Source organism: Mucilaginibacter sp. PAMB04168 (genome assembly GCF_039634365.2).
Taxonomy (GTDB): domain Bacteria; phylum Bacteroidota; class Bacteroidia; order Sphingobacteriales; family Sphingobacteriaceae; genus Mucilaginibacter.
On record NZ_CP155079.2, the window covers coordinates 4705327 to 4729865 of the forward strand.

The following is a 24539-nucleotide window of genomic DNA, read 5'->3' on the forward strand; positions in this document are numbered from 1 at the left end:
ATAGTTAACTATGGCTTTTTTTTGCCCCGATGTAACTAATCATTTAGTTATATTTGAATATGCGAAGCATTTTACTCATATGGTTATTTATCTTGCCTGCATTAGCTCATGCCCAGTATACCATATCGGGAAACATCATTAACCTGTATGATAAAAAGCCTGTTGCAAAGGCAAGTGTTTTTTTGAGCAACACAACTATTGGCACTGCCTCAGCAGACGATGGTAGTTATCTGTTACGTAATGTGAAGCCTGGTCAGTATGACATGGTAATTACTGCCATTGGTTATGAAACCCTATACAAAACCATAAAAGTAGAGCAAACCCTTAACATACCTTATATTGAACTTACACCTAAGACGGTTGAACTAAACGCAGTTGTAGTTAAGCCAGATCCCGAATGGCAGAACAACTACCGGATTTTTAAAGACGAATTGCTGGGTCCAAGCGATTATGCGTTGCAGTGTAAGATATTGAACCCGGAGATACTTGACTTAAATTTTGATAAGGCTAAACGTACATTAACTGCTTCCACCAACGATTATCTTGAAGTTGAGAATAAAGCGCTTGGTTATAAGCTTAAATATTTACTTACCAACTTTATTAAAGATTATTATACCGGTTCCCTTTATTACCAGGGCAACGTATTGTTTATTCCTATGCAAGGGAAGCCTTCCCAAGTGCGCAAATGGTACAAGAACCGGCTCGTAGCTTATATGGGTTCTTCACAACATTATTTACGCTCAATATTGGGTAATCAACTAATTGAACAAGGGTTTCGAAGCATGCGATTAATTCGTAAGCCAAATCTGCAACGTCCACCTGATAGCTTAATACAAGCTAAGATTGCAAAATACAGGAGTGCCGCCGTAAGCATTCATGGCAATAATATCATTATGCAAAAAAAAGATTCTCTGGAATATTGGCTGGAAAGGAAGCGAATGCCTAAAATAGTTGAAACCCTGGTTACTGCCCAGTTGAATGTAGACAGTTTAATAAAAAAAACTGACCAAAAAGGAATATTTGCTATAGGCTTTCAGGACGTTCTGTATATTGTATACAATAAAAAGAAGGGGCATAGTAATTATGACAAGCGGCCGCTCAATGCACCCGATTTTCCAACTAGCTTAATGAATTTCTCTGAGCCGTATGCCTTTTTTGATACAAACGGCATTATAGTCAATCCTACATCAGTTGTTTTTGAAGGCGATTGGGGAAGCGACCGACTAGCTAAACTCCTGCCCTATGATTATGACCCGAAGGAAAAAGAAAATGGAAAGCCTTAGCCTTCAAATCCTCAAAAACAAAAACAGTCGCTTAGTAAGCGGCTGTTTCGTTATAATTGTTTTTGGATTAACTGTTTTTGGATTAACCTTGCTGTTCTGCTTCCGGTGTTTTGCTTTCACCACTGTTTTTAGCGGTTACTTTAATTTCGTTGGCTTCTTTGTCGAAGTCAACTTCCATTATATCACCTTCGGCCAGTTCACCTTTCAGAATTTCTTCTGCAATTGGGTCTTCGAGATATTTTTGAATAGCTCGTTTTAGCGGACGGGCACCAAAGTTTTCGTCGTAACCACGCTCGGCTATTACTTCTTTAGCATTCTCAGTCAACTCAATTTTGTAGCCTAATCCGTTAATACGGCCAAACAATGCAGTTAACTCGATATCAATGATCTTGTAAATGTTTTCTTTGGTTAGAGAGTTAAACACAATTACATCATCAATACGATTCAGGAACTCAGGAGCGAAAGCACGTTTCAATGCGTTCTCAATCACACCTCTTGAGTGAGCATCAGCCTGGTTCACTTTAGCCGCAGTGCTGAAACCAACACCTTGTCCAAAATCTTTTAACTGACGGGCACCTATGTTAGAGGTCATAATGATGATGGTATTTCTAAAATCCACCTTACGGCCTAACGAATCAGTTAATTGACCTTCGTCCAATACCTGCAATAGGATGTTGAATACATCAGGGTGAGCTTTCTCAATCTCATCCAGCAACACTACTGCATATGGTTTACGACGTACTTTTTCAGTTAACTGTCCGCCTTCTTCGTAACCTACGTAGCCCGGAGGCGCACCCACTAAGCGTGACACGGCAAATTTTTCCATGTACTCGCTCATGTCAATCTGGATTAAAGCATCCTCTGTATCAAACATGAAGCGGGCAAGTTCTTTGGCTAACTCGGTTTTACCAACACCAGTTGGGCCTAAGAAGATAAATGAACCAATTGGTTTTTTAGGATCTTTCAGTCCGGCACGGGTACGTTGTATAGCCCGGGTCAGTTTTTTGATAGCATCATCCTGGCCAATAATTTTGCCCTGTATGCTGGTACCCATGTTCAACAGCTTTTGGCTGTCGGCCTGGCCTACCTTTTGTACTGGTATCCCTGTCATCATGGCAACCACTTCAGCCACGTTATCTTCGGTTACCGTATAACGCTTAGATTTGGTTTCGGCTTCCCAAGCAGATTTTGCTTGTTCTAGCTCTTCCAGTAAATGTTTCTCGGTATCGCGTAGTTTAGCTGCTTCTTCATACTTCTGGCTGCGTACTACGCGGTTCTTTTCAACCTTGATTTGTTCGATCTTTTGTTCAATATCCAAAATGTTCTGTGGAACATGAATATTGGTTAAGTGAACACGTGAACCCGATTCATCTAAAGCATCAATTGCTTTGTCTGGCAAGAAGCGGTCGGTAATATACCTAGCCGTTAAGCTAACACAGGCATTAATTGCTTCAGGTGTATAAGTCACCCCGTGGTGCTCTTCATACTTATCCTTAATGCGTGTTAAAATTTCAATGGTTTCATCAGGCGAAGCCGGCTCTACCATTACCTTTTGGAAACGACGGTCTAAAGCGCCATCTTTTTCAATGTACTGACGGTATTCATCCAACGTTGTAGCGCCGATGCATTGGATCTCTCCGCGAGCCAAGGCCGGTTTAAACATGTTCGATGCATCCAAAGAACCTGATGCGCCACCAGCACCTACAATAGTATGGATCTCGTCAATGAAAAGGATAACATCCGGAGATTTTTCAAGCTCGTTCATTACCGCTTTCATACGCTCCTCAAACTGGCCGCGGTATTTAGTACCGGCAACCAATGAGGCCAGGTCTAAAGTAACCACCCGCTTGTTAAACAATACGCGTGATACTTTGCGTTGCACAATGCGCAAGGCCAAACCTTCGGCAATGGCCGATTTACCTACACCTGGTTCACCAATAAGGATTGGGTTGTTCTTTTTACGACGAGACAGGATTTGTGAAACCCGCTCAATTTCTTTTTCACGGCCTACAATAGGGTCCAGTTTACCTTCTTCGGCAGCTTTGGTTAAATCGCGGCCAAAATTGTCTAAAACCGGAGTTTTAGATTTAATATCTGATACCTTTTTAGGCTGGCTGAATGATTCTTCTTCTTTAAAATCATCATCGCCACCGGTTGATGAACCCGGCATTTCATCGGTTACATTCTTATGTGATTCTACTTCACCTTTAAAGATTTCGTAGTTCACGTTAAATTGCATAAGCAATTGTGAGGCAATGTTATCTTCATCGCGCAAAATAGACAATAGCAAGTGCTCAGTGCCTATAATATCGCTCTTAAATATTTTTGCTTCCAGATAAGTGATTTTTAACACTTTCTCTGCTTGTTTAGTTAAAGGAATGCTACCAATGTGAACATTGGTTCCGGTTGTACCCTTTACAGCATCTTCAACAGCGCGGCGAAGTTTGGCAGTATCCACATTTAAGCCTTTCAGCAATTTTATGGCTATTCCATCACCGTCGCGAATAAGTCCGAGTAACAGATGTTCCGTTCCTATATAGTCATGCCCAAGGCGAAGTGCCTCTTCCCTGCTATAGGAAATCACATCTTTAACACGTGGCGAAAATTTAGCTTCCATTTAGTACCTTTCTAAATTATTGAGTGAACATCCGAATGTATATCTTTTAGGGTACGCATGCGGAAGTAATATAATGTTATCAACAATATTGCCAACATTACCAGTCGGCGCATTCAAATTGTTAAATAAATGTAATCTGTACCCGTTTAGTCAAACTATATATGCTAAATCCAAATTTAACAGCTGTTATAACGTGTAATCTACTATAAATTACATTTGCAATGTAGTATTTGATTTAAATTAATTATTAAAGTTTAACAATTAATTTTTTCGGCCCGGGTAAACGTATCGGTAACATGCTATTTCGTCAGCAAGCACGACATTAAGACACAGAACACAACCATTTATTTCCATATGTACGGTGCTACTTTAACTTAAGTTACATACATTTTTTAAACTGTAGGTGCATGTAATTTATGGCAGTGTGCCTGTAATTGTAAACAAGACGATTCAGAATTTTAAGCTACTGTCTCTTTTTGTAATCCCAGCATTTTGCATCATATTTGAATTCCAATTACAGAAATGAAATGGCCGACGAAAAAATAATATTCTCAATGGCTGGTGTAAGCAAAATTTACCCGCCACAAAAACAAGTACTTAAAAATATATACCTGTCCTTCTTTTACGGCGCTAAGATTGGCGTTATCGGTTTGAACGGTTCGGGAAAATCATCCCTGCTTAAAATTATTGCCGGTCTCGACAAATCTATTCAGGGGGAAGTAGTTTTCTCACCCGGATACTCGGTGGGTTACCTGGCTCAGGAACCGCAGTTAGATCCTGAGAAAACCGTGCGCGAAGTTGTGGAGGAAGGTGTAGCCGAGATTACTTCCATCCTTAAGGAATACGAAGACATCAACGAGAAATTTGGCTTACCGGAATACTATGAAGATGCCGACGCCATGGATAAGCTGATGGCACGCCAAGGCGAACTGCAGGATAAAATTGATGCGGTGAACGCATGGGAGTTGGACACTAAGCTGGAACGTGCTATGGACGCTCTACGCTGCCCCGATCCTGAAACTAAGATTGGTGTATTATCGGGTGGTGAGCGCCGCCGGGTGGCTATGTGCCGCCTGCTGTTGCAGGAGCCGGATGTGCTTTTACTGGATGAGCCTACCAACCACCTGGATGCCGAGAGTATTGATTGGCTAGAGCAACACCTGAAACAATATAAAGGAACTGTTATAGCCGTAACGCACGACCGTTATTTCCTGGACAATGTTGCAGGATGGATTTTAGAACTGGATCGTGGCGAGGGCATCCCTTGGAAGGGTAACTACTCAAGCTGGTTAGATCAGAAAGCCAAGCGTTTGGCACAAGAGGAAAAAACTGAGAGCAAGCGCCAAAAAACGCTGGAGCGTGAGTTGGAATGGGTACGTATGGCACCCAAAGCCCGCCATGCCAAAGGTAAGGCCCGTATTGCCAATTATGAAAAACTGGCATCTGAGGAAACCAAGGAGCGCGAAGACAAACTAGAACTCTTTATTCCACCAGGCCCGCGGTTAGGCAATGTGGTAATTGAGGTAAATAACGTAACTAAAGCTTACGGCGACCGTGTACTGTTCGAAAACCTAAGCTTCTCGCTGCCACCGGCTGGCATTGTGGGTATTATTGGCCCTAACGGTGCCGGTAAAACTACGCTGTTTCGTTTAATAACCGGGCAGGAACAACCTGATGCAGGCGATTTCCGCGTAGGCGAAACGGTTAAACTGGGTTACGTTGACCAGATGCATGATGACTTAAAAGCCGATAAATCGGTTTGGGAAAACATTACCGATGGGCAGGAAACCATCCTGCTGGGTAATAAACCCATTAACTCCCGTGCTTATGTATCTAAGTTTAACTTTAATGGTGGCGACCAGCAGAAGAAGATCGAAGTGCTATCGGGCGGTGAGCGCAACCGGGTGCATTTGGCTATTACGCTGAAAAAAGGCTCAAACGTGCTATTGTTGGATGAGCCTACCAATGATATTGACGTTAACACACTCCGCGCACTGGAAGAAGCACTGGATAACTTTGGCGGCTGCGCAGTAATCATCAGTCACGACCGTTGGTTTCTGGATCGCGTTTGTACCCACATCCTGGCATTTGAAGGCGACTCGCAGGTATACTTCTTTGAAGGCAACTACAGTGAGTATGAAGAAAATCGCAAAAAGCGCCTGGGCGATGTAGCACCAAAACGCATTAAGTATAAAAAACTGGTAGGATAAAATTAAAGACAAGAGCTAGACTGAAGAACAACGCCCCGGTACACAGAAGAGTGATCGGGGTTTTGTTCTTGAGATGGTAACATTAGTCTGGAGAGCGGTAAGCGCATTGCGCCTTTTAGCATGGAGCTAAAGCAGCGCGTTAATGTGCTGTATATTAATTGCAAATCCGTAATACTTGGCATTCTGGAAAAAATAGCTATTGTTCGTAATCTTGCCTATCAGAGAGACCTTCTTAACCGGCTGGTTCACCCTGAAAGAATTTCCAGTATGCGTTTGAGATAAAAGGCTTGTTAAGACCGATATGCGCCTGGTGTTGGATAGAATGCGGTGCCTTCCACAACTAGCCAATTACTTCTTTTCCGTAATTTCCTTAGTTCTTCCCTGTATTAGTCTAACCAGCAATGGGAAAGCCGGTTCGGCCATGCCCACATGATCGAAACCCTGCAGTTCGAACAGATGGGTTTGCTTATGACCAACATATTTCATCATACGTGCCAAATAGGCATTTTCTTCGTAGCGGCCCAGTAGCTCCAATTCGCGATCCCCGGTAATGAGCAGCATGGGCGGGGCATCGAGGCGTACGTGGTAAAGCGGAGCATACTCATCAATAACGGGCTGGGTATCTTGTATGCCGCGCTCCTGCCTTATAGTAAAATGCGTAATGGCCTGTCCACTAAAGGGAATAAGCGCTGCAATGCGGTTGGCATCAATGTTATATTTTTGTAAGTATTTTTTATCTAACGTGACCATCATACCCAGGTAACCACCCGCCGAATGGCCCGATACAAACATTAGCCGGTTACTGCCGCCATATTGTTCGATGTGCTGAAACGCCCAAGCTATAGCAGCAGCAGCATCTTCAATATAAGCAGGTGCTTTTACGTTGGGCGATAAGCGGTACCCCACTCCAATTACAGCAAAACCTTTTTCCGTCAGCGCCTTAGGTATCTCTTTACTGCCACCAGTAATACCGCCGCCATGAAACCATAGTACGGTAGCAAAATTTTTCACCCCTTTAGGGTAATATAAGTCCAACCGGCATTGTGAGGCCCGGTAGGCGTCACCAGTGGTATCAGCATAGTAAGCTATATTCTTCTGCGTTATGTATACCGGTTCCGCCAGCGCCACTTTACTCACCAGCAACAGTAGAACGACTATCTCTTTCATTTAGGCAATGTAAAAAATATTTCAATACAGGCAGGTTGCCGCTGCACATTATAACAACCGCCATATTCCTAAATTAAGGTCTTTATCATTAAACTTGCTGATTTTGAAAATGTATATCCAAGTACAACTTCATACCAAAGAATAGTATTTGTAACAGATACGCTATTTAATTAATAGGAAATTTGTTTTTTCAGAAATAGATGTATCTTGGCTAGTAAATCACGCCTGCCATAACCTTTGAATACTCGCATTACTAATATCGAAGCTGATATCGAAACGTTAAGTCGTATATCGGCTGTGCCGTCTATTTTAGACGTAATCTGCCGTACCACGGGTATGGGCTTTGCCGCAGTGGCGCGCGTAACCGAAGATAGGTGGGTGGCTTGTGCCGTAAAAGACAATATATCGTTTGGGCTGCAGCCTGGCGGAGAATTAAAAGTAGAAACTACTATTTGCCATGAGATAAGGCAGCACCAGCAACCTGTTATTATTGATCATGTACTAACTGATACCCATTACGCCGACCACCATACGCCCGCCATGTATGGCTTTCAAAGCTACATTTCGGTACCTATTACGCTTAAAGACGGCAGCTTTTTTGGCACCCTGTGCGCTATTGACCCTAAGCCAGCCAAGTTGAACACGCCCGAAATGCGCAAGATGTTTGACCTTTTTGCCGAACTGATTGCCTTTCACTTGCAAAGTGTAGAGGAATTGGCAAGCGCCCAGGCTAACTTAGCCGAAGAGCGCGAAACAGCCGAGCTTCGGGATCAGTTTATTGCCATATTGGGTCATGATTTACGCAATCCTATTGGCGCCATAAGCACTGTTGCACAAATGCTGCTACGTATGCCCCTGGAGGATCGGATAATGCGCCTGGCCAAAATTGTGCAAGACTCCAGCTTCCGGATCAAAGTTTTAATTGATAATATTCTTGATTTTGCCCGTGGCAGGCTTGGCGAGGGTATCAGCTTAAATTTACTCGAGTACCAAAATTTTACAAGCCTGCTAAACCAGGTAATTACGGAGTTGCAATTGGTTTGGCCTGATCGTATTATTGAAACCGATTTTAAAATGACCGAACCGGTTACTTGTGATGGCGGCCGCATAGCGCAGTTATTTTCGAATCTTTTGGCAAATGCACTTACCCATGGGCAACCCGATGCGCCGGTTAAGGTGCAAGCCATACAAAATGGTAAAGATGTCATACTATCGGTGCATAACCATGGCAAACCCATACCCGATGCTGCCATGAAAAGACTATTTCAGCCGTTTGAAAGGGGTGAAGTTAAACCCGGGCAACAAGGACTGGGGCTGGGTTTATACATAGCCTCCGAAATTGCCAAAGCACATAACGGCACTTTAACAGCCAAATCATCGCCGGATGAAACCTGCTTTACCTTACGAATGCCTATAAGCAATACCTGATTACCTTTGCTTCTTACTGCCTGGTTCCTGATCATGTGGAAAACGCGCACCCCGATCGGTACGCCTCCCCTGTTTATCCTGAAATAAAAAACAGCCGTTCATAGTCAGGATAACTATCAGAAGAGCCATCACTACATGGCTGCGTTTCAGTAACGTCATCATATTTTCACATATTTAATTTATAAACCAGCTTACCTTCTAACCAGCGAAACACTTACTTCCTCCCGGTCGTAAGCTTCTAAATTTTTAAGCAGTGCTCCAATTTTCTGTTCCCATTCGCTTTGTTTGTCCTCTTTTAAGCTATGGTTGGTTTCCCGGTCGTAGGCATCCTGAAAGTTACCACATTCCTGCGTAATGTTACGGTAAATAATAGTTACCACAGCCTGCAGGGTAGCAGGCGTATATGTAGCTTCGACTATGCGTTTATAATAAAGCCGCTTGTACAATTCAGTAATATCAAAATGCCCTTGCTCATGACGCAGTAATCTTTCGGATGCTTTGTTCTTACTCCATGAGAGGCACGGGCTAAAAAAGCAGATCATTTTAGTTTTCAGCTCATTTTTGCTTACCCGCCACTCGCGTACAAAATTAGATCGTGTTCGTGCAGCAGCCAGATCATTTGCATTGGGTACTGCCTTAAAATCGTCCCAGGTCAGTTTTTTGTCGGCTCGCCATACAATACTGTCGCAGGCTGGGGTTTGGGCCCGGCACAGCACGGGGCTTAACAATGTCACACTATATAAAAGGTATCTTAGCAATTGCATTAGGTATGTAAAAGCAAAATGCCCGTTTAGGTTTTAAACGGGTCGCCTTTATTTTTCGGAAGTAAGCGCTTGTGTTAAGATATAACAAAAGATATAAGCCTACAAATTCAAAAATCTTTTCATTACTGGGTTAGCCAGTATTTTACCGAGCATTAAATCAGCGCCGTATTTGGTAAAGTGATTTTCATCGAACATATAAGGGTCGCCAAACTTAGATAGCGGCAAGGGCTTTGCGTTATATAAGTCGACGTAATTGCTGCCAAAATGCTGTTTTAAAAACTGGTTAGTGTTGTAGGCCGGCTCAGCGTTGTAATTATTCCATAAAACCATATTATACTGTAACTCCCTGGCTGCAACCACAGGGTAAGGTATAGTGTAGGTTTCGTTTTGACCAAGTATAACCACCCTTATATTATACTTTTTAAGGTAGGCCAGCGTATTTTCCAGGTTTTGTTCCAGGGCTGCTAAATTACCGTCTGGTGTATTGATCCAATTCGCACTAATAATTACACCATCAATTTTATCCTTGTTCTTGATCAGGTAATCGTGGTAGATGTAATTAATGATCTCAAAACACTTTGCCGCCCCGTTTTTTTGCAGTAAGGGGAGGCATGCTGTTGCTGACGCCTGCAGTATATTAACGTTGTGCGGTGCCAGCTTTTCCTTAAGCGACTGCGAGTATTGGGCGGCATGACTATCGCCAATTAACAGTATATTTTTTTTGGTGTTTGAAAAAGCCAAACAGCTATCCTCGTTAAGTTTTTTATCACCAGGTTGTTTCACACCTAAATTAACAAAGCAACAGCCATCACTAAATTGCTTGTCGCGCGCCTTACCTGTTGAGCTTATCAGCTCTGTTACCTTAAGCGCCTCAGGTTTAAATAAAATCTTATTTACCGGAAGATATGCTAGGCAGCAGGTAATTACCAAGGCACCGCCGGCCACAATCCAAATTGGCTTGCTATTGTCATGCTTCCTGGCTTCGATGTACCGGTTAGATATGTAGGCTAATGCAACCGCTACAGCTATTGAAACAGCAACCGTTACCGCACTATGCTTTATGCCCCAGTATGCGGCTATAACGTATACCGGCCAGTGCCATAAATACAAAGAGTAGGATATAGTTCCCAAAAATTGCACTACCCGGCTCTTGATCAGAAAGAAATCGTTGTAGTTACAAATAAGCACTAAAAAGGTGAGTGTAACTGGCAAGGCCGTCATCTTTCCGGGCCAGGGCAACTTAGTATCGAGTTGATTAAAGCAAACCAAAATAGCAGTATAACATATTACGGCAACAATATTCTTCCACTTAAACCGCTGCACAAAAGGTTCGATAAAAAATGCTAAACCGCCAGCAAGCATCTCCCAGGCCCGGCTGGGCAACAGGTAAAAAGAAGCATTATTATTAATTTGAGTATACTTTTCACCACCTATAAAGCCAGCCACGGTGGCAAGCCCAATAACTGTAAAAACCCTGTTTTTAGTCTTCAGTACTTTATAAAGGATAAACAAAGCTATTGGGTACAACAAGTAAAATTGCCACTCAACCGATAACGACCAGGTATGCAACAACATATTGGTCTCAGAAGATGGATTGAAATAACCAGAATGCTTCCAGAACCAGATATTGGAAAGGAACAGAATACTGGAGACAGCATTTTTTTGAAACGTCTGGTAATCTTCAGGAAAGTAGAAGAAGAAACACAAGAGCGTTAGTACCAGAATTAAACTGAGCAGTGCAGGCACAATTCGCTTCAGCCTTTTGTTATAAAACTCACCAAAAGAGAATGTTCCCCTTTCTAAATCGGTAATAACTATACGGCTCATTAAATAACCCGAAATAACGAAGAAGACATCTACTCCGGAGAAACCTCCTCCAAACTGAGGTACCTTGAAATGAAAAAGTATAACACCTATAACAGCTATTGCCCTAAGGGCATTAATATCGTATCTGAATTTCATTATATAGCGCTATACTTTGGGAGCAAGCAAGCAATCGTAAATATACGATTAATCTGCCAAAGCACTATTGCCGACGCATCGCTGATATGAAACTTCAAATAAGATGTTGACAACCAACACATTGTTAACAAATAAATCACTCGGGCGTAACGTTTATATAAATAAGTATCGCTTATTTTTATAGACCTAATTAAGGTCATCAAAAATTAACCATTAAATATATGACCTGGAGAAAATTTAGCGGTGAAATACTGCAAACCCCCATCTTAGAAGAAGTTGAGCATGCCATTGAGCGCGAAAACGCACTGGGCAACAAACTTAAAGTGTGCATTGGTACCGACTCGCAGGTGAAAGGCCTTGTTACCGATTTTGCAACCGTAATTGTTTTTTTACGTGAGCAACGCGGCGGCTTTATGTTTATACACCAGGAGCGCACCTCCAAAAAAATGAGCATTAAGGAACGTATGTTGAGCGAGGTTCAAAAATCGATAGACATTGCCTACAAGCTTTGCGATCTGCTCGATTTATATGAGGTAGACCTAGAAGTACATGCCGATATAAATACCAACCCCATGTTTAAATCGAACCAGGCACTGCATGAGGCCATGGGCTATATTTTAAGCATGGGCTTTGTGTTTAAAGCTAAGCCCGAAGCTTTTGCAAGCTCGTATTGTGCCAATAAAATGGTACATTAAGTTACCGTTTGTATATGGCATTGCGTTTACCTAAATTGCGTAAAAGCACTTTGCATGAAAAAATTCTTAGTTATTGCTGCCCTCGTATTAGGCGCGACAGGCGTGAATGCGCAAACTGATGATGACGCCGCAACGCTTACCAAGGTGGGCCAGCAGTCCCCAGTGTTTGAGTTTAACGCAGAAAAGCAAAAAACAGCCTCTATTGATAGCTACAAAGGCAAAATAGTAATGCTTAACTTTTTTGCTACCTGGTGCCCGCCTTGCCGCATGGAGCTGCCCCGCGTGCAAAAGGAAATTTGGGATAAATACAAAGACAACCCAAAATTTGCGTTGATGGTATTTGGCCGCGAAGAAGGCTGGGATAAGGTATTGCCTTTTAAGACCGCCAATAATTATACGTTTAACATTTTGCCCGATGAAGGCAGAAAGGTGTTCGGCCTTTTTGCCAAGCAATCCATACCGCGTAATGTAATATTGGATGAAGAAGGTAAGATCATTTACCAGTCAACCGGGTACAGTGAGCAGGAGTTTAATAAACTGCTGGCCTTGTTAGACGCGCGATTAAAAAAACCGCAGCCCTGACAAAACCGTTAGTTAAGTATGAAAACCTACGAACGACGCTGGGAGCAATTTATGCCCATCAGTTTGGATGAGGCCTGGGACTTTTTCTCGTCGCCGCTTAATTTGCAAAAGATCACCCCGGCCGACATGAAATTCACTGTAACCTCACCGTATACTGCAGACACTAAAATGTATCCCGGCATGATTATCACTTACAAGGTATCGCCCGTATTGGGTATCAAACTTAACTGGATGACGGAGATTACCCACGTGCAGGATAAAGTATATTTTGTAGACGAGCAACGCTTTGGCCCATATGCTTTATGGCACCATCAGCACCATTTTAAAGAAGTACCAGGCGGCGTATTAATGACAGATATTTTGAATTACGCCATTGGTTACGGCCCAGCCGGTATATTTGCCAATAAATTGCTGGTGAAAAATAAAATTGAACAGATTTTCAGGTACCGAGAGAAAGCGATTGAAAAGATGTTTGGCCACTCCTAACTCCTGTTATTACTGAATGAGGAATGCTGAAGTACAATTGCGCATTGACTCGTTTCTATGCATTTTTCATAAAAAAACAATGTCATACCAAACGATAGGGAGAACTCTTGTCGAACTGGTTAGGAAATCGCTTTAAAGAGATTTCTCGTTAGCACTCGGAACGACAGTATGGTTGGCCAGGAGATTATTTTCGAAGCCCTCCTACCTGGGTTGAGAGGCTTTCTAAAACATTCCAAATTCGTCCATCATCCAATTACTTAAATAACTGTAAATGGATGGTGGCACTTCGTGAGCCAGTTCAGGGAATACGAATAGCTTGTACTTAGCCTTGGTAATGTTGTTGATCATGGCATACTCGTTGGTTGGCGGCGCCAGATTATCAAGCAAACTAATACCGATAAGCGAGGGGCATTTAAGCTGGTCCGAAAAATTTTTGAGATCGTAATAATCGAGGTTATATAATATCGTATTTAGCGCAATTCTTCGTTTACGGCCATAATCCACAAAGCTTTTCATAGGCCACTCTTTGCTGCCCACGAGCCCCCTGTAATCACAGAACACCGGATTGTTTGATGAGCATAGCTTAACCCGCTTATCTAAACTGGCCAGCGCTATAGAAAGGTATCCGCCCATACTGGCGCCCGATACAATAATCTGACTCGAATCCAGATCCTTTCGCGAACTGATAAAATCGATAGCCCTGATGCAATCCAGTATAGCTCCTTTAAACACATATTTGTTCCGGTTCTCTACATCGGTAGTTACGTAAGCTTCGGTAGTGGTATGCACCACATCGCGGCTGTTACCATGACCACGTACGTTGAACGAAAATACCGCCATTTGCGGAGAGCCGTAAATAGGCTTTACCCCTTCGCCGCCATAGCCTGGCAATATCACCCAAACCGGGAACTTTTCTTTAGGTTTCCGGTCCTTAGGCAGCGTAAGCCATCCCCTAACCGTAATGTTGCCGTATGATTTGGCTTCTACCAAAAACACATTAGTATTCTTTTTGTCGGAATCGGGCTGGGCAGTAACTTTAAAGTTAGGCGCTATTTTAGCCAGGTCATTTTTAGCGGTGTTCCAAAATTCATCAAAATCGGCCGGCTTGCTGCTTTCCGATCTTATTTGCTGCGGGTTAATGCCAATTACACGGCGTATGGTATCATCATAATCGGTCACATTGAGCATAATATTGACCTTATAAAACCCGGCCGATTGTGTTGGAAGACTTAGATTATATTTAGCACTACTCTTTTTACCAATATTTACACTGATGGAGCTGCGGCTAATTTCTTTGTTGCCCGATGATAAAATAAGATAGCTCAAAGTGCCTTTTTGGTCTTCCTTTAAACCGTTCTTCACATCAACCTTGTATATAATACGCTCATTGCTTTGGTATAGCGCATCTTTTTTTGAGGGTTTGGCTTCCCAAACCACTTCTTCGGCATCGCGTAAGGCAACACTGCCGCTGTATGGATTAATTATAGATGCACAAACAAACGATGTGCTACATAACAGCAACAGCAGGCATGCTAGCAAACCTTTACCAACAAGTGTTTTAATAGCGTGTAACATCAAAATAAGACTAAAAAATTCCAAACTGGTCCATCATCCAATTGCTTAAATAAGTAAAAAGCGATGGCGGCACCTCATGTGCCAGTTCGGGGTAAACAAACAGCTTATACTTTTTCGATTCAATATTGTTCAACATGGCGTATTCATTAGCGGGCGGCGCCAGGTTATCCAGCAAACTAATACCAATGAGCGATTGACACTTTAGATTGTACGAGAAGTTTTTGAGATCGAAGTAATCAAGCGTGGCAAATATTTTTTCCATAGGCAGGCGGTGTGCCTTGCTGTACTTCACAAAATCGCTCATGGGCCAGTCTTTGTTACCGGCCAGTGCACGATAATCGCAAAAAACAGGGTTATTGGCTGAGCATAGTTTAATGCGGCTATCCAGGCTGGCAGCTGCAATAGCTAAATAGCCCCCCATGCTACCGCCGGATATAATTACGTTGTTGGAGTCCAACTCCGGGCGCGAGCAAACAAAATCCATGGCGCGTATGCAATCCATTATGGCGCCCCGATATACGTAGCGGTTACGGCTTTCAATATCAGTAGTCAGGTAACCTACTTTGGTGGTGCGCACTACATCGCTGCTGTTGCCCTGCCCGCGTACGTTGAATGACAATACGGCCAGTTCGGTTGAACCAAATATGGGTTTTACACCCACACCACCATAGCCAGGCACCACCAACCATACCGGAAATTTCTCGTTAGGCTTACGGTTCTTTTTGATGGTAAGCCAGCCTCTTACGGTGATATTCCCTAACGATTTGCCTTCAATAAGGTATACGCTGGTGTTGTCTTTTTCCAGGTTGGGCTGCTCGGTCATTTTAAAATGCGGCGCAACTTTGGCAAGCTCCTGTTTTGTGGATTCCCAAAAGGCATCAAAATCGGCAGGTTTGGCGTGGCCCGATTTAATCTGCTTTGGATCAATACCAACAACCCGGCGTATGGTATCATCATACTCGGTAACATTAATCATTACGTTAACCTTGTAAAAGCCGGCTTCCTGACCGGGCAGTTTCAGATCGAACCGCTTCGTGCTTTTTTTACCAATGTTTACGTTGATAGAACTTCGGCCGACCTCCTTATCATCAAAGGTTGATATGAGGCAGCTCAGCGTACCCTCCTGGTTCTCTTTCAGGCCATTCTTAACTTCAACGTTGTAAACTATCCGCTCATTTGCACCATAAATAGCTTCTTTTTTTGAAGGTTTGGCATCCCATGTTACCTCCTCTTCATCAATGGTAATGCTAATCGGTGCGGCTTTAATAGCCAGCCTCCCCTTTATGGGTTTTGAGACCGATACACTGCAAATAAGTAATAGCGCTCCTAACGAAACCCACCTGGCTAAACTTATTTTAATTGTATTGAACATGTTATAGAGAGTAGTAGCTGTTAAAATCGGCGCGAAACGGATAAACCAATATTAGTTCCCATACCTGTATTGCGGCCAATCAAAAACTGGTTAACGGTAGCAAAAAAAGACAGATCGCGGTTTACCAGGTAACCATAACTTAACGAGGCCTGATGATAGGAGAAATCCCTGTTTTGTACGATGTTAAGCGAAAACTGCTTATTGGTACTTTGAGACATAACACCCGAGAGGCCAAAACTGAACTGGTTATGCGTATCCAGGTTGTACCCTATGGTACCCGTGTACCTGAACTGTTGAGGCCCCGAGTTTGAAAAGTAAGCTCTGCCACCTGCCTGTAGGGTAAAGTAAAAGTTTTTGCCGCTACCCGACATTACCGCCGACAGATCGGTACCGGGCGCGCCCAAGCCTAATGATGAGCCTTTGTAAAGTGGAACAATAGCCGTGCCTTGTAAAGCTATGTAATACTTGAATTCAATATTGGTTAAGTAATACCGCAAACCCAACTCAGCATCGCCAAAGCCATAAACTGATATTTTTGGAACCGTGCCTTGCTTTACTTGGTTAAGCACATAAGGCACAGCTGCAATGCCCGTCCACCGGCGTGATATACCATACTCGGCATAAAGCGCTATGCTTTGCGAGGCAAAATAGCCACCGCCGGGATAGCTGCTCAACTTACCTGTTGAGTCCCACCGGTTGCTGGCCCTGAAATAACTTACCGATAAAGAGGTAAGCAGTTTGCCCTTACGCACAGGCCAACCGCCGGCATAAGCGTTTTGATGAAATAAAGTTAGAACCAGTATACCCATACTAAACAGCATGATAAACTTTTTTGGCAAGTAATATTGGGGTAGCGATATAAACATGTATTAACCTATTATTAAAAGTCAGACACAGCCAGACGAAACATTTTTACGTAAACTTAAATCACATTGTTTGCTTATGTAGGCTTGTAGTTAACTGGCTAAAATCAGTTAACTAACAGCGCTTACACAGCAACTCAGTTATCAAAGCAATAACTGCTGATTAATTAGGAGCCCGCAATGACTCCTTAAGCCACAGCAACTGAAACATAAAATAATCAAAGTTCATTTCGTGCGCCTTATCGGGCGCTACGCGATACTCTTTTTGTACATTGTTAGCAATTTTATTATACATACCAAAGCTGCAACGCGGCGGGCAGTATTCATCCAGCAAACCAACGCCCATTAATACCGGGCAGCTTACCAGGCCGATGAAATTTTGCGGATCATAATAATCCCAAAGCGACAGAAACCGGGCCGACGAAAAGCCACGGTGCAGTTTCACATAATCCTGAAAGCGGTTAACAGGCCAGGTAGTTTTAGGGAATGAGGTACCAATGGTATAAGCATCATGCATGTCGGCATACAAGGGCAACTCAAAAGTACAGGCGGTTACCCGCTTATCTAGTGCAGCTACTACAATTGCCAACGTAGCGCCTTGGCTACCACCCAACACGGCTACCCGGTTAGTGTTAAGGCTCAAATTGCCGTGGCTCATAATAAAGTCCAGACCACGCAAGCAGTCCATATATACGCCATGGTAAATGTACAGGTCCTTATTCTCTATATTGGTAATGTTATACCTGTCAGATTCAGGCGCCACAACATCGCGGCTCATACCGTTTCCGCGTACATCTATAGAAAATACGGCAAAGTCCGGCTTATCAGTTTCGGGCCGCATAGGTATATTATAGCCGGGCAGTTTGTAAATAACCGGCCAGTTGCGGCCCTGCGTAGGCACCGTAAGCCAGCCGCGTATCTTCACATTATTCCACGAACGCATTTCCACCTTATAAACCCGTACATCAGGGTTTTTAGATTGCACTTCCGATATCTTGTAGTCAGGATTAATTTTAGCCAGTTGATCTTTTGATTTGCTCCAGAACTCGGCAAAGTCTTCGGGCTTATGCAACTCAGTTGTAATCTTTTCAGGATCTACCGCTACTACACGCCGAACGGTATCATCATAATAGCTTAGGTTAAAATTGAAATGTACCCGGTAAATGCCGGCGCCTTGCTTAGGTATGCGCACGCTGTAAGTGCTCGAGCTATTTTTTCCTAAACGCACATTAGTTGAGCCCGACCATACCTTCTTCCAATCGTCAGTTAAAAGATCGTAACTAAGCTTACCCTCTTGTTTTACCTTGTAAGTACTTTTTACTTTCAGCTTCCAGGTTATGCTGCTGCCATCAGTAAATACCGCATTTTTGTTACCAGGCTTAGCATCAATAAATATCTCACCTTTGGGATCATCGTCCTGCGCATGTACCTGCATTGTGCTTAACAGCGCAAACAGGCAACTTATCCCTATTACCATCCTCAGCATGTTATTCCTTTTACGGTTAATTATCCTCTGCATGTAATTAAAACTTAAATACGGCAAACACGGCCCCACCATAACCTTGCGGAGCATTGCGCCCTATAACAGTATAGAAAGCGCTGCCAAAAACAGATAATTTATTAGTGAACTTATGACCATAGCTTAAGGAGCCCTTTACGTAATAGCCGTCATAAACCAAATTGGGATTTACACTAATCAGGTTCCCGTTACTGCTAAATGAATTAACGCCGCCCACATCAAACGTAAGCTGGTTCTTTTTGCGGTCATCAAGCGCGGTACCTATGGTGGCCGTATAAACAATCTGGTTGGGCCCTTTTTTATCAAAGTACCGGCGGTAACCACCTTCGAGGTTAAAGTAGGCATTGCCCGAAAGTACCCCGCTGTACATCATCTTACCTTCGGCACCTAAAACGCCGTAACCCAATGTATTCCCAACGCTTGATACCGTATAAAGCGGCGCTATCACCGTGCCTTGAACTGATAAAAATCTTTTGTATTTGAATGCCGCCAAGTTGTAACTCAGGGCAATACTGGCGTCGCCTAAACCACTTGGGGTAGCCTGGGTTACACCGCCAAATTTGCTGCTTTGCATGGCGTAGTTTACACTAACCAGCACATCGGCCCGGCGGCTAATGCCTATACCACCATACAAACCTACAGTAACCGCATTAAAGCCGGTACCTGACGGCGTGTTCACCTTATTACCTTGCTTATTCCAATAGTTTTTAGAACTGTAATAGGTAAACGACGGGGTGAAAACATGCCTGTACTTACCTATAGGCCAGCCCGCAAAAACACGCGTTGCGCCGGTAAGCAGTAGTAGCATAAAAAAGCTCAGCAAGTAAAATTTCTTCATCTATCAGCAAAATATCTGCAGTATCGGTTATCCTTTAATAAGTACTGATTCGTTCTCCGGATTTTTAGGCTTGTTCTTGATCAAAAAGTCTGATTTACGGATGTAGTGGTTCAGCGGCTCTTCTATTGTTTTAAATAACAAGATAGACAGTGCGTTGAGCAGTACAAACTGAATTAACAGGTTTACGGTGTCATTCTCAAACGGCGAATGCTCCCAGTTCATGCCGTGCTTATCGTAGTACTCAAAAACCCAATCGTTGGCGGCATTAAGCCAGTCATTTAAAAAGTTGCGGATGTAGCCCAGGTGAATGAGGTAAAAGATATAAGAGCTTTTGCCCAGCAGTTCCACAAATTTTAACGACAGGATGGTTTTGAATATGGTTGACTCAGTAAGCAAACCATAAAAGAACATAGCTATGCAAGGCGGCAGTAGGTAATTGTTGGTTACAATGCCAAACGGGTTGTGCAAACCGGCCATCCAGCCCTTAGGGATACTCAATTGCGACATAATGCCAACGCAAACCATCATGAGCAAAAAGCCTATATAAGTATATTTTATGTTATTGGTTCGGGTTACACCTTTATTAAGGAGCAGGAGCGCCAGTTGTACACCCACAAAAAACTCAAAACAACGACCTAAAAACGTATAGATCATGGTAAAGGTGAAATTGCCGAAGAAACCATACCAATCCATGTTTCTGAAAACAAGTACCAGCAGCAAGGCTACCCCTGTAATAATCACAGGCTGAATAAATAGTTTACGATACCTTTTAGAGATAAGGAAAACAAACGGTGCTGAAAAGTAAAAGCATTCTTCTACTGTAAGTGACCAGCCTTGGGCTATGCCGGTGTCCCACAAATCACTGAAAAAACCACGTACAAACGTTACGTGCATAAGCAGCAGTAATACAGGCGAAGGAAAATCTTTGGTGATACGGGTATCGTGACTGAAGTAGTAATAAACAAAGGCTAGTACAGTGAGTAAAAAGTACATAGGGTAAATGCGAGCCACCCTGTTTTTAAGGTACTGCTTAAACCAGTCTTTCGTTAAATGAAAATTATGATAATAGCGGTAAGTAATTAAAAAGCCCGACAGTACAAAGAATATGGTAACCCCCATGTGAAATTCCTGTAGAAATCTTTGCACGGCATGAGGAAAATTCCCGTCGAATATGTAATCGAAGTGAGAAATAAACACCAGGTAAGCAGCAAGGGCACGCACGCCGGTTAAGGCCGGAATATAGCTTGGTAAGGGTTTTGGGTGCACAATAGTTTAAATTAAACTCAAAATTAATCAATGAGTTTATTACAAAGCAAATACCAAACACCGTTTACAACAATGCGGAGCCTTGTATAATGCCTCGGCTTTCTATCTTTTGGTCGATATAATACTGTATTTCTGATTTTTTAAGTTGCCAGTTTGGAGCAATGAGTAACTCACGGTCTGACAGGCCGAACAAGCGCTGCACAACCACATCCGGGCGAACAAGCGGGAGCAGGTCGCATAAAAAGTCAGCATATTCGTCAAGGCTGAAAAGCTTAAACGGCTCGCGTTTATACTTTACCCCCATAACCGAACCTTCAACAATGTGCAGATGATGGAACTTTACGAATTTGATTTGCGGAAAACGATTTATCTCGTCGGCATAGCGCAGCATCATCTCCCGGGTTTCCCACGGAAAACCAAAAATAGTATGCACACAAATATCGAGTTTGCTGTTTTCCACCAGCTTAAGCGCTTTAATCAGGTCATCGTGCGTACAGCCGCGGTTAATCTGGTTGAGGGTGTCATTATAAATGGATTCCATACCCATTTCTAAGTCAACGTCAAAGCGGTCGGTATAGCTTTCCAGCAACGCAATCTTCTCAGCATCAATACAATCCGGACGGGTACCGACTGATAGCCCTACAATATTCTCGGTATCTATGCTCAAAGCCTCATCATACAGCATTTTGAGGTAATGCGCCGGGGCATAAGTATTGGTATTAGGCTGAAAATAGATAATAAATTTATCGGCCTTATTGCCTTTTCGAGCACGTTCCATGCCCTGTATTACCTGCTCACGCAGGGAGGGTGCCTGGCGTGATACTGATGGTGTAAATGAATCGACGTTACAGTAAGTACAGCCGCCATAGCCTTTAGAGCCGTCACGGTTAGGACAGGTAAACCCACCATCAACAATTACCTTAAACACACGCTGCCCCTCGTACTTTTTACGCAGCCAGGCGCCGTAGTTATTGTAGCCTTTAAATCCCTGTTTAACTGTATCTTCTGTCAATTGCATCGGACCGCAAAGATACAAAATAATAAAAGCTTAAAAACCCACTATTTTCAGCCGAAAGTAATGATACCGGCGGTTTGAATAACTAATGGACAAAAATCTCAACATCACGCGAGTAAATTAATACTCAGATTGAGCACATATTTTCACATGCGCTTCATATTGGCTAAACCATGTTATGCATTGATAGCTTGCAGATTAATAGCTATTCTAAACTTCTTCCCTCCTTGTTAGTGAAGAAGTAGGTAAGCCCTACCCCCGTCTCTTCTCTACCCGATCATAGAAGCCTCCGAAAGAGTTTATCTTTACGTTATCTTCATTGAAGAAATCGCCGGGGAAACCCAAACTTATTTTACTGGCCTCATCAAGACGGGATTTGTGTTGCTCAGTTAATACCACTTCGGCCGCCTGCAAATTTTGCATCAGTTGATCAAGCTTTGTAGCACCCACGATAGGTATACATGAAAAATCCTGCTGCATCATCCAAGCCAGCGCCACATGTGCGGGGTGGGTTCCCAACTCGTCAGCAATAGCCATCACTTCGCGGGTTATGCGTTCGCTATTGGCATCGCGCCGGTTGCTTTCAGGCTTTACACGACCGTTTTCGCCACGTAAGTATTTACCGGTTAATGCTCCGCCTGCCAGTGGAGCCCAGGGCGTCACCGTCATGCCGAAGTGTTTGGCCATGGGTATCAGTTCACGTTCGGGGGTACGCTGTATAAGGCTATACTCCACCTGCAGCGCAATAAACTGGCTCCAGCCCATCAGTTCGGCCAGCGTATTACCCTTAGCTACTACCCAGGCGGGTGTATCGCTTATGGCCGCATAGTTTACCTTACCTTGCCGTATCAGGTCATCCAGGCCCCGCAGTACTTCATCAATGGGTGTAATATGGTCCCAAATATGCAGGTATAGCACATCAATAAAATCAGTTTGTAAACGTTTAAGGCTTTCCTCTACACTGCGCATCATATTTTTCCGGTTATTACCCGATGCGTTCGGATTTGTAGTATTATCCTTAAGTGTATACTTCGTAGCTACAACAAACTGATCGCGGTCATGGTTAGTCAGGTATTCACCTATAATCTTTTCGCTGGTACCCAGCTTGTACACGTTAGCTGTATCTAAGAAATTACCTCCAGCTTCGGCATAGGCATCTAAAATTTCAAAGCTACCTTGCTTATCGGCGCCCCAGCCCCCCTCGGTACCAAAGCCCATGGTACCTAAACATAATTCGGATACTTTAAGGCCCGAGCGGCCAAGTAATTTATATTTCATAAGAATAATGCTCCTGTTGGAAAGCGCTAAAACAAAATTAGTAAATGACGATTATGTTTAAACCAACCATATGCAGCTTAGTTTGACGCCGAAACAATTTAGGCAGCCTGCTTGTAATTTGTTAACACTAATTTGCCCTAACCCCATGAAGATTATACATACTAAAGGCCCTGTAAACGCTGAGGAACTTAAGGACTTTTTGCAACAGGAACTTGGCCCGCTGTTTAAAAAGCAGCGCCATGCCGATATTGATTTTGTTTTTATCTTAACCGGCAACGGCGTCCAAATAGCACAGCCAGATCTTTACGAAGATTTCTTGTTTAAGATTGAGATTGTGAATGATCAGGAACTGCATGTAACCAAATCTGAACATTATACAGATGATGTAAATGTATTGACCCTGGAAGATATTTTAAATAACCTGTTCATGGATTACCCCGGCCGGGACAACATTGATATGATTGAGGAACGGTCATAGGTATTTCAGGAAGGGGAATTAGCCAAAAAAAATGTCATCCCGGGCGAATGCGCGAAATGACATTTTTCTTAAGTATATGCTACTAAAACCCTTTGCAAAGGGCTTTCATTAATTACCCGTGTATCCAGCTAAACTTGTACTCGAGCATAGGGTTCTTCATACGCTCAGCCACGCGCATTAAGCGGTCTGGCAATTTAACTATATAGTCACGCGCTTTTTCACCGGCTTCATTTAATTCGGTCATACCCTCAATCTGCCATTCATCAATCAGCGTTTTCAGAATGTCAACGTAATCAACAGCAGTGTATACGCTCAGGCGCTGTGCTGCGTCGGTAAAGTGACCAAAGGTTTGGCCTATCTTTAAACCCACTTCGCGAAGAAAATGCGCAGGCATTACAATCTTTTTGCGCATCATATCTTCAAACGCCAGCATAGCCTCGTTAGCATCCACTTCAAATATTTTACTCATGAAGTGTTTGTAGGCTTTTGCGTGCCGGGCCTCGTCAGATGCAATAACACCACACATTTTTGACAGGAGCGCGTCGCCATCTCTTTTAGCTAATGAAGCCACCCGACGGTGAGATACGTTGGTAGCCATTTCCTGAAAAGATGTATATATAAAATTTCGGTATGGATCGGTACCGGTGCCAATATCAAAGCCATCGGCAATTAAATACTGGGTTGATACTTCCATTGCACGCATATTAACACGGCCTGAAAGGTAAAGATATTTATTCAGCAGATCGCCGTGACGGTTTTCTTCAGCAGTCCAGTGCCTTGTCCAAGTCATCCAGCCGCTGTGCTCGCCTTTGTCCACACCTTCAACCATGCTTAACCACGATTCATAGGTAGGCAGGGCCTCTTCGGTAATTGTATCACCAATAAGAACGGCCACCAGGTCATAAGATAATCCCTGTGCGCTTTCCTGTAACTCTTTAATTTCAGTAAAAAAGGTGTCTCTTGTTGAATCCGGTAATAAATCGGACGGCTGCCAGATCTGATCGATGGGCTTCAAAAATTCATGCATTTTTTCGAGCATGTATTTTTCAATATGCTTCATCACTTCTCGCCGCTGCTCTTCAAAAAATTTCATAATCGTAGTTAGTAAGCAAAGTTACTCAAATAAAACCGGTTAATATAA

21 protein-coding genes are annotated in these 24539 nt (G+C 43.2%); 7 read left to right on the top strand and 14 right to left on the bottom strand.

Features of this window, described 5'->3' with window-relative positions:
• Positions 1 to 59: 59 nt before the first annotated feature.
• Positions 60 to 1283, top strand: coding sequence for a carboxypeptidase-like regulatory domain-containing protein (locus ABDD94_RS19900; RefSeq protein ID WP_345953695.1), 1224 nt, complete (start codon positions 60 to 62; stop codon positions 1281 to 1283).
• An 82-nt stretch (positions 1284 to 1365) separates the two neighbouring features.
• On the opposite strand, the gene ABDD94_RS19905 is transcribed toward ABDD94_RS19900, so the two are convergent.
• Complete coding sequence (locus ABDD94_RS19905; RefSeq protein ID WP_345953696.1) at positions 1366 to 3900, bottom strand: ATP-dependent Clp protease ATP-binding subunit; 2535 nt, start codon at positions 3898 to 3900, stop codon at positions 1366 to 1368.
• A gap of 527 nt (positions 3901 to 4427) precedes the next feature.
• Between ABDD94_RS19905 and ettA the strand changes: the two genes are divergently transcribed.
• Complete coding sequence (gene ettA, locus ABDD94_RS19910) at positions 4428 to 6110, top strand: energy-dependent translational throttle protein EttA (protein WP_345953697.1); 1683 nt, start codon at positions 4428 to 4430, stop codon at positions 6108 to 6110.
• A gap of 348 nt (positions 6111 to 6458) precedes the next feature.
• Here the strand turns inward: ettA and ABDD94_RS19915 are convergent, their stop codons facing one another.
• Positions 6459 to 7277: an alpha/beta hydrolase gene (locus tag ABDD94_RS19915; protein WP_345953698.1), complete on the bottom strand. Its 819-nt coding sequence runs from the start codon at positions 7275 to 7277 to the stop codon at positions 6459 to 6461.
• 237 nt (positions 7278 to 7514) lie between these two features.
• On the opposite strand from ABDD94_RS19915, the gene ABDD94_RS19920 reads away from it, so the two are divergent.
• Positions 7515 to 8705 carry a GAF domain-containing sensor histidine kinase gene (locus ABDD94_RS19920; protein ID WP_345953699.1) on the top strand — a complete coding sequence of 397 codons (1191 nt, stop codon included), beginning with the start codon at positions 7515 to 7517 and terminating at the stop codon, positions 8703 to 8705.
• Here ABDD94_RS19920 and ABDD94_RS19925 read toward each other — a convergent pair whose 3' ends face one another.
• From ABDD94_RS19925 to ABDD94_RS19935, 3 genes are all read right to left on the bottom strand, one after another.
• Positions 8706 to 8867 (bottom strand): hypothetical protein, encoded by a 162-nt coding sequence (locus ABDD94_RS19925; protein ID WP_345953700.1) that lies wholly within the window; start codon positions 8865 to 8867, stop codon positions 8706 to 8708.
• 29 nt (positions 8868 to 8896) lie between these two features.
• Entirely contained in the window at positions 8897 to 9469 is a 573-nt protein-coding gene (locus ABDD94_RS19930; RefSeq protein WP_345953701.1) for a DUF922 domain-containing protein, read from the bottom strand.
• Between the two features lie 99 nt (positions 9470 to 9568).
• Positions 9569 to 11431 carry an acyltransferase family protein gene (locus tag ABDD94_RS19935; RefSeq protein ID WP_345953702.1) on the bottom strand — a complete coding sequence of 621 codons (1863 nt, stop codon included), beginning with the start codon at positions 11429 to 11431 and terminating at the stop codon, positions 9569 to 9571.
• 221 nt (positions 11432 to 11652) lie between these two features.
• Here ABDD94_RS19935 and ABDD94_RS19940 point away from each other — a divergent pair, with 221 nt between their 5' ends.
• From ABDD94_RS19940 to ABDD94_RS19950, 3 genes are read left to right on the top strand one after another with little or no spacing between them, the layout of a single operon-like run.
• Positions 11653 to 12126, top strand: a complete 474-nt coding sequence (locus ABDD94_RS19940; protein WP_345950339.1) for a ribonuclease H-like YkuK family protein — start codon at positions 11653 to 11655, stop codon at positions 12124 to 12126.
• A 54-nt stretch (positions 12127 to 12180) separates the two neighbouring features.
• Entirely contained in the window at positions 12181 to 12708 is a 528-nt protein-coding gene (locus ABDD94_RS19945) for a TlpA disulfide reductase family protein (RefSeq protein WP_345953703.1), read from the top strand.
• An 18-nt stretch (positions 12709 to 12726) separates the two neighbouring features.
• Positions 12727 to 13194, top strand: coding sequence for an SRPBCC family protein (locus ABDD94_RS19950; protein WP_345953704.1), 468 nt, complete (start codon positions 12727 to 12729; stop codon positions 13192 to 13194).
• Positions 13195 to 13416: 222 nt separating this feature from the next.
• Here ABDD94_RS19950 and ABDD94_RS19955 read toward each other — a convergent pair whose 3' ends face one another.
• From ABDD94_RS19955 to ABDD94_RS19990, 8 genes are all read right to left on the bottom strand, one after another.
• Positions 13417 to 14769: an acetylxylan esterase gene (locus ABDD94_RS19955; RefSeq protein WP_345953705.1), complete on the bottom strand. Its 1353-nt coding sequence runs from the start codon at positions 14767 to 14769 to the stop codon at positions 13417 to 13419.
• A gap of 10 nt (positions 14770 to 14779) precedes the next feature.
• Entirely contained in the window at positions 14780 to 16141 is a 1362-nt protein-coding gene (locus ABDD94_RS19960; protein WP_345953706.1) for an acetylxylan esterase, read from the bottom strand.
• A 20-nt stretch (positions 16142 to 16161) separates the two neighbouring features.
• The gene (locus ABDD94_RS19965; RefSeq protein ID WP_345953707.1) at positions 16162 to 17007 is read right to left on the bottom strand and encodes a hypothetical protein; all 846 of its coding nucleotides are present in this window, start codon (positions 17005 to 17007) and stop codon (positions 16162 to 16164) included.
• Between the two features lie 160 nt (positions 17008 to 17167).
• Complete coding sequence (locus ABDD94_RS19970) at positions 17168 to 18523, bottom strand: acetylxylan esterase (protein ID WP_345953708.1); 1356 nt, start codon at positions 18521 to 18523, stop codon at positions 17168 to 17170.
• A gap of 4 nt (positions 18524 to 18527) precedes the next feature.
• Positions 18528 to 19361, bottom strand: a complete 834-nt coding sequence (locus ABDD94_RS19975) for a hypothetical protein (RefSeq protein ID WP_345953709.1) — start codon at positions 19359 to 19361, stop codon at positions 18528 to 18530.
• A 27-nt stretch (positions 19362 to 19388) separates the two neighbouring features.
• Complete coding sequence (locus ABDD94_RS19980; protein ID WP_345953710.1) at positions 19389 to 20627, bottom strand: acyltransferase; 1239 nt, start codon at positions 20625 to 20627, stop codon at positions 19389 to 19391.
• Between the two features lie 64 nt (positions 20628 to 20691).
• Entirely contained in the window at positions 20692 to 21645 is a 954-nt protein-coding gene (locus tag ABDD94_RS19985) for a TIGR01212 family radical SAM protein (protein WP_345950330.1), read from the bottom strand.
• Positions 21646 to 21894: 249 nt separating this feature from the next.
• Complete coding sequence (locus tag ABDD94_RS19990; protein WP_345953711.1) at positions 21895 to 22920, bottom strand: aldo/keto reductase; 1026 nt, start codon at positions 22918 to 22920, stop codon at positions 21895 to 21897.
• A 145-nt stretch (positions 22921 to 23065) separates the two neighbouring features.
• Here ABDD94_RS19990 and ABDD94_RS19995 point away from each other — a divergent pair, with 145 nt between their 5' ends.
• A complete protein-coding gene (locus ABDD94_RS19995) occupies positions 23066 to 23398 on the top strand; it encodes a hypothetical protein (RefSeq protein ID WP_345950328.1) in 333 nt (110 codons plus the stop codon).
• A 112-nt stretch (positions 23399 to 23510) separates the two neighbouring features.
• Here ABDD94_RS19995 and ABDD94_RS20000 read toward each other — a convergent pair whose 3' ends face one another.
• Entirely contained in the window at positions 23511 to 24491 is a 981-nt protein-coding gene (locus ABDD94_RS20000; protein ID WP_345950327.1) for an acyl-ACP desaturase, read from the bottom strand.
• Positions 24492 to 24539 lie beyond the last annotated feature (48 nt).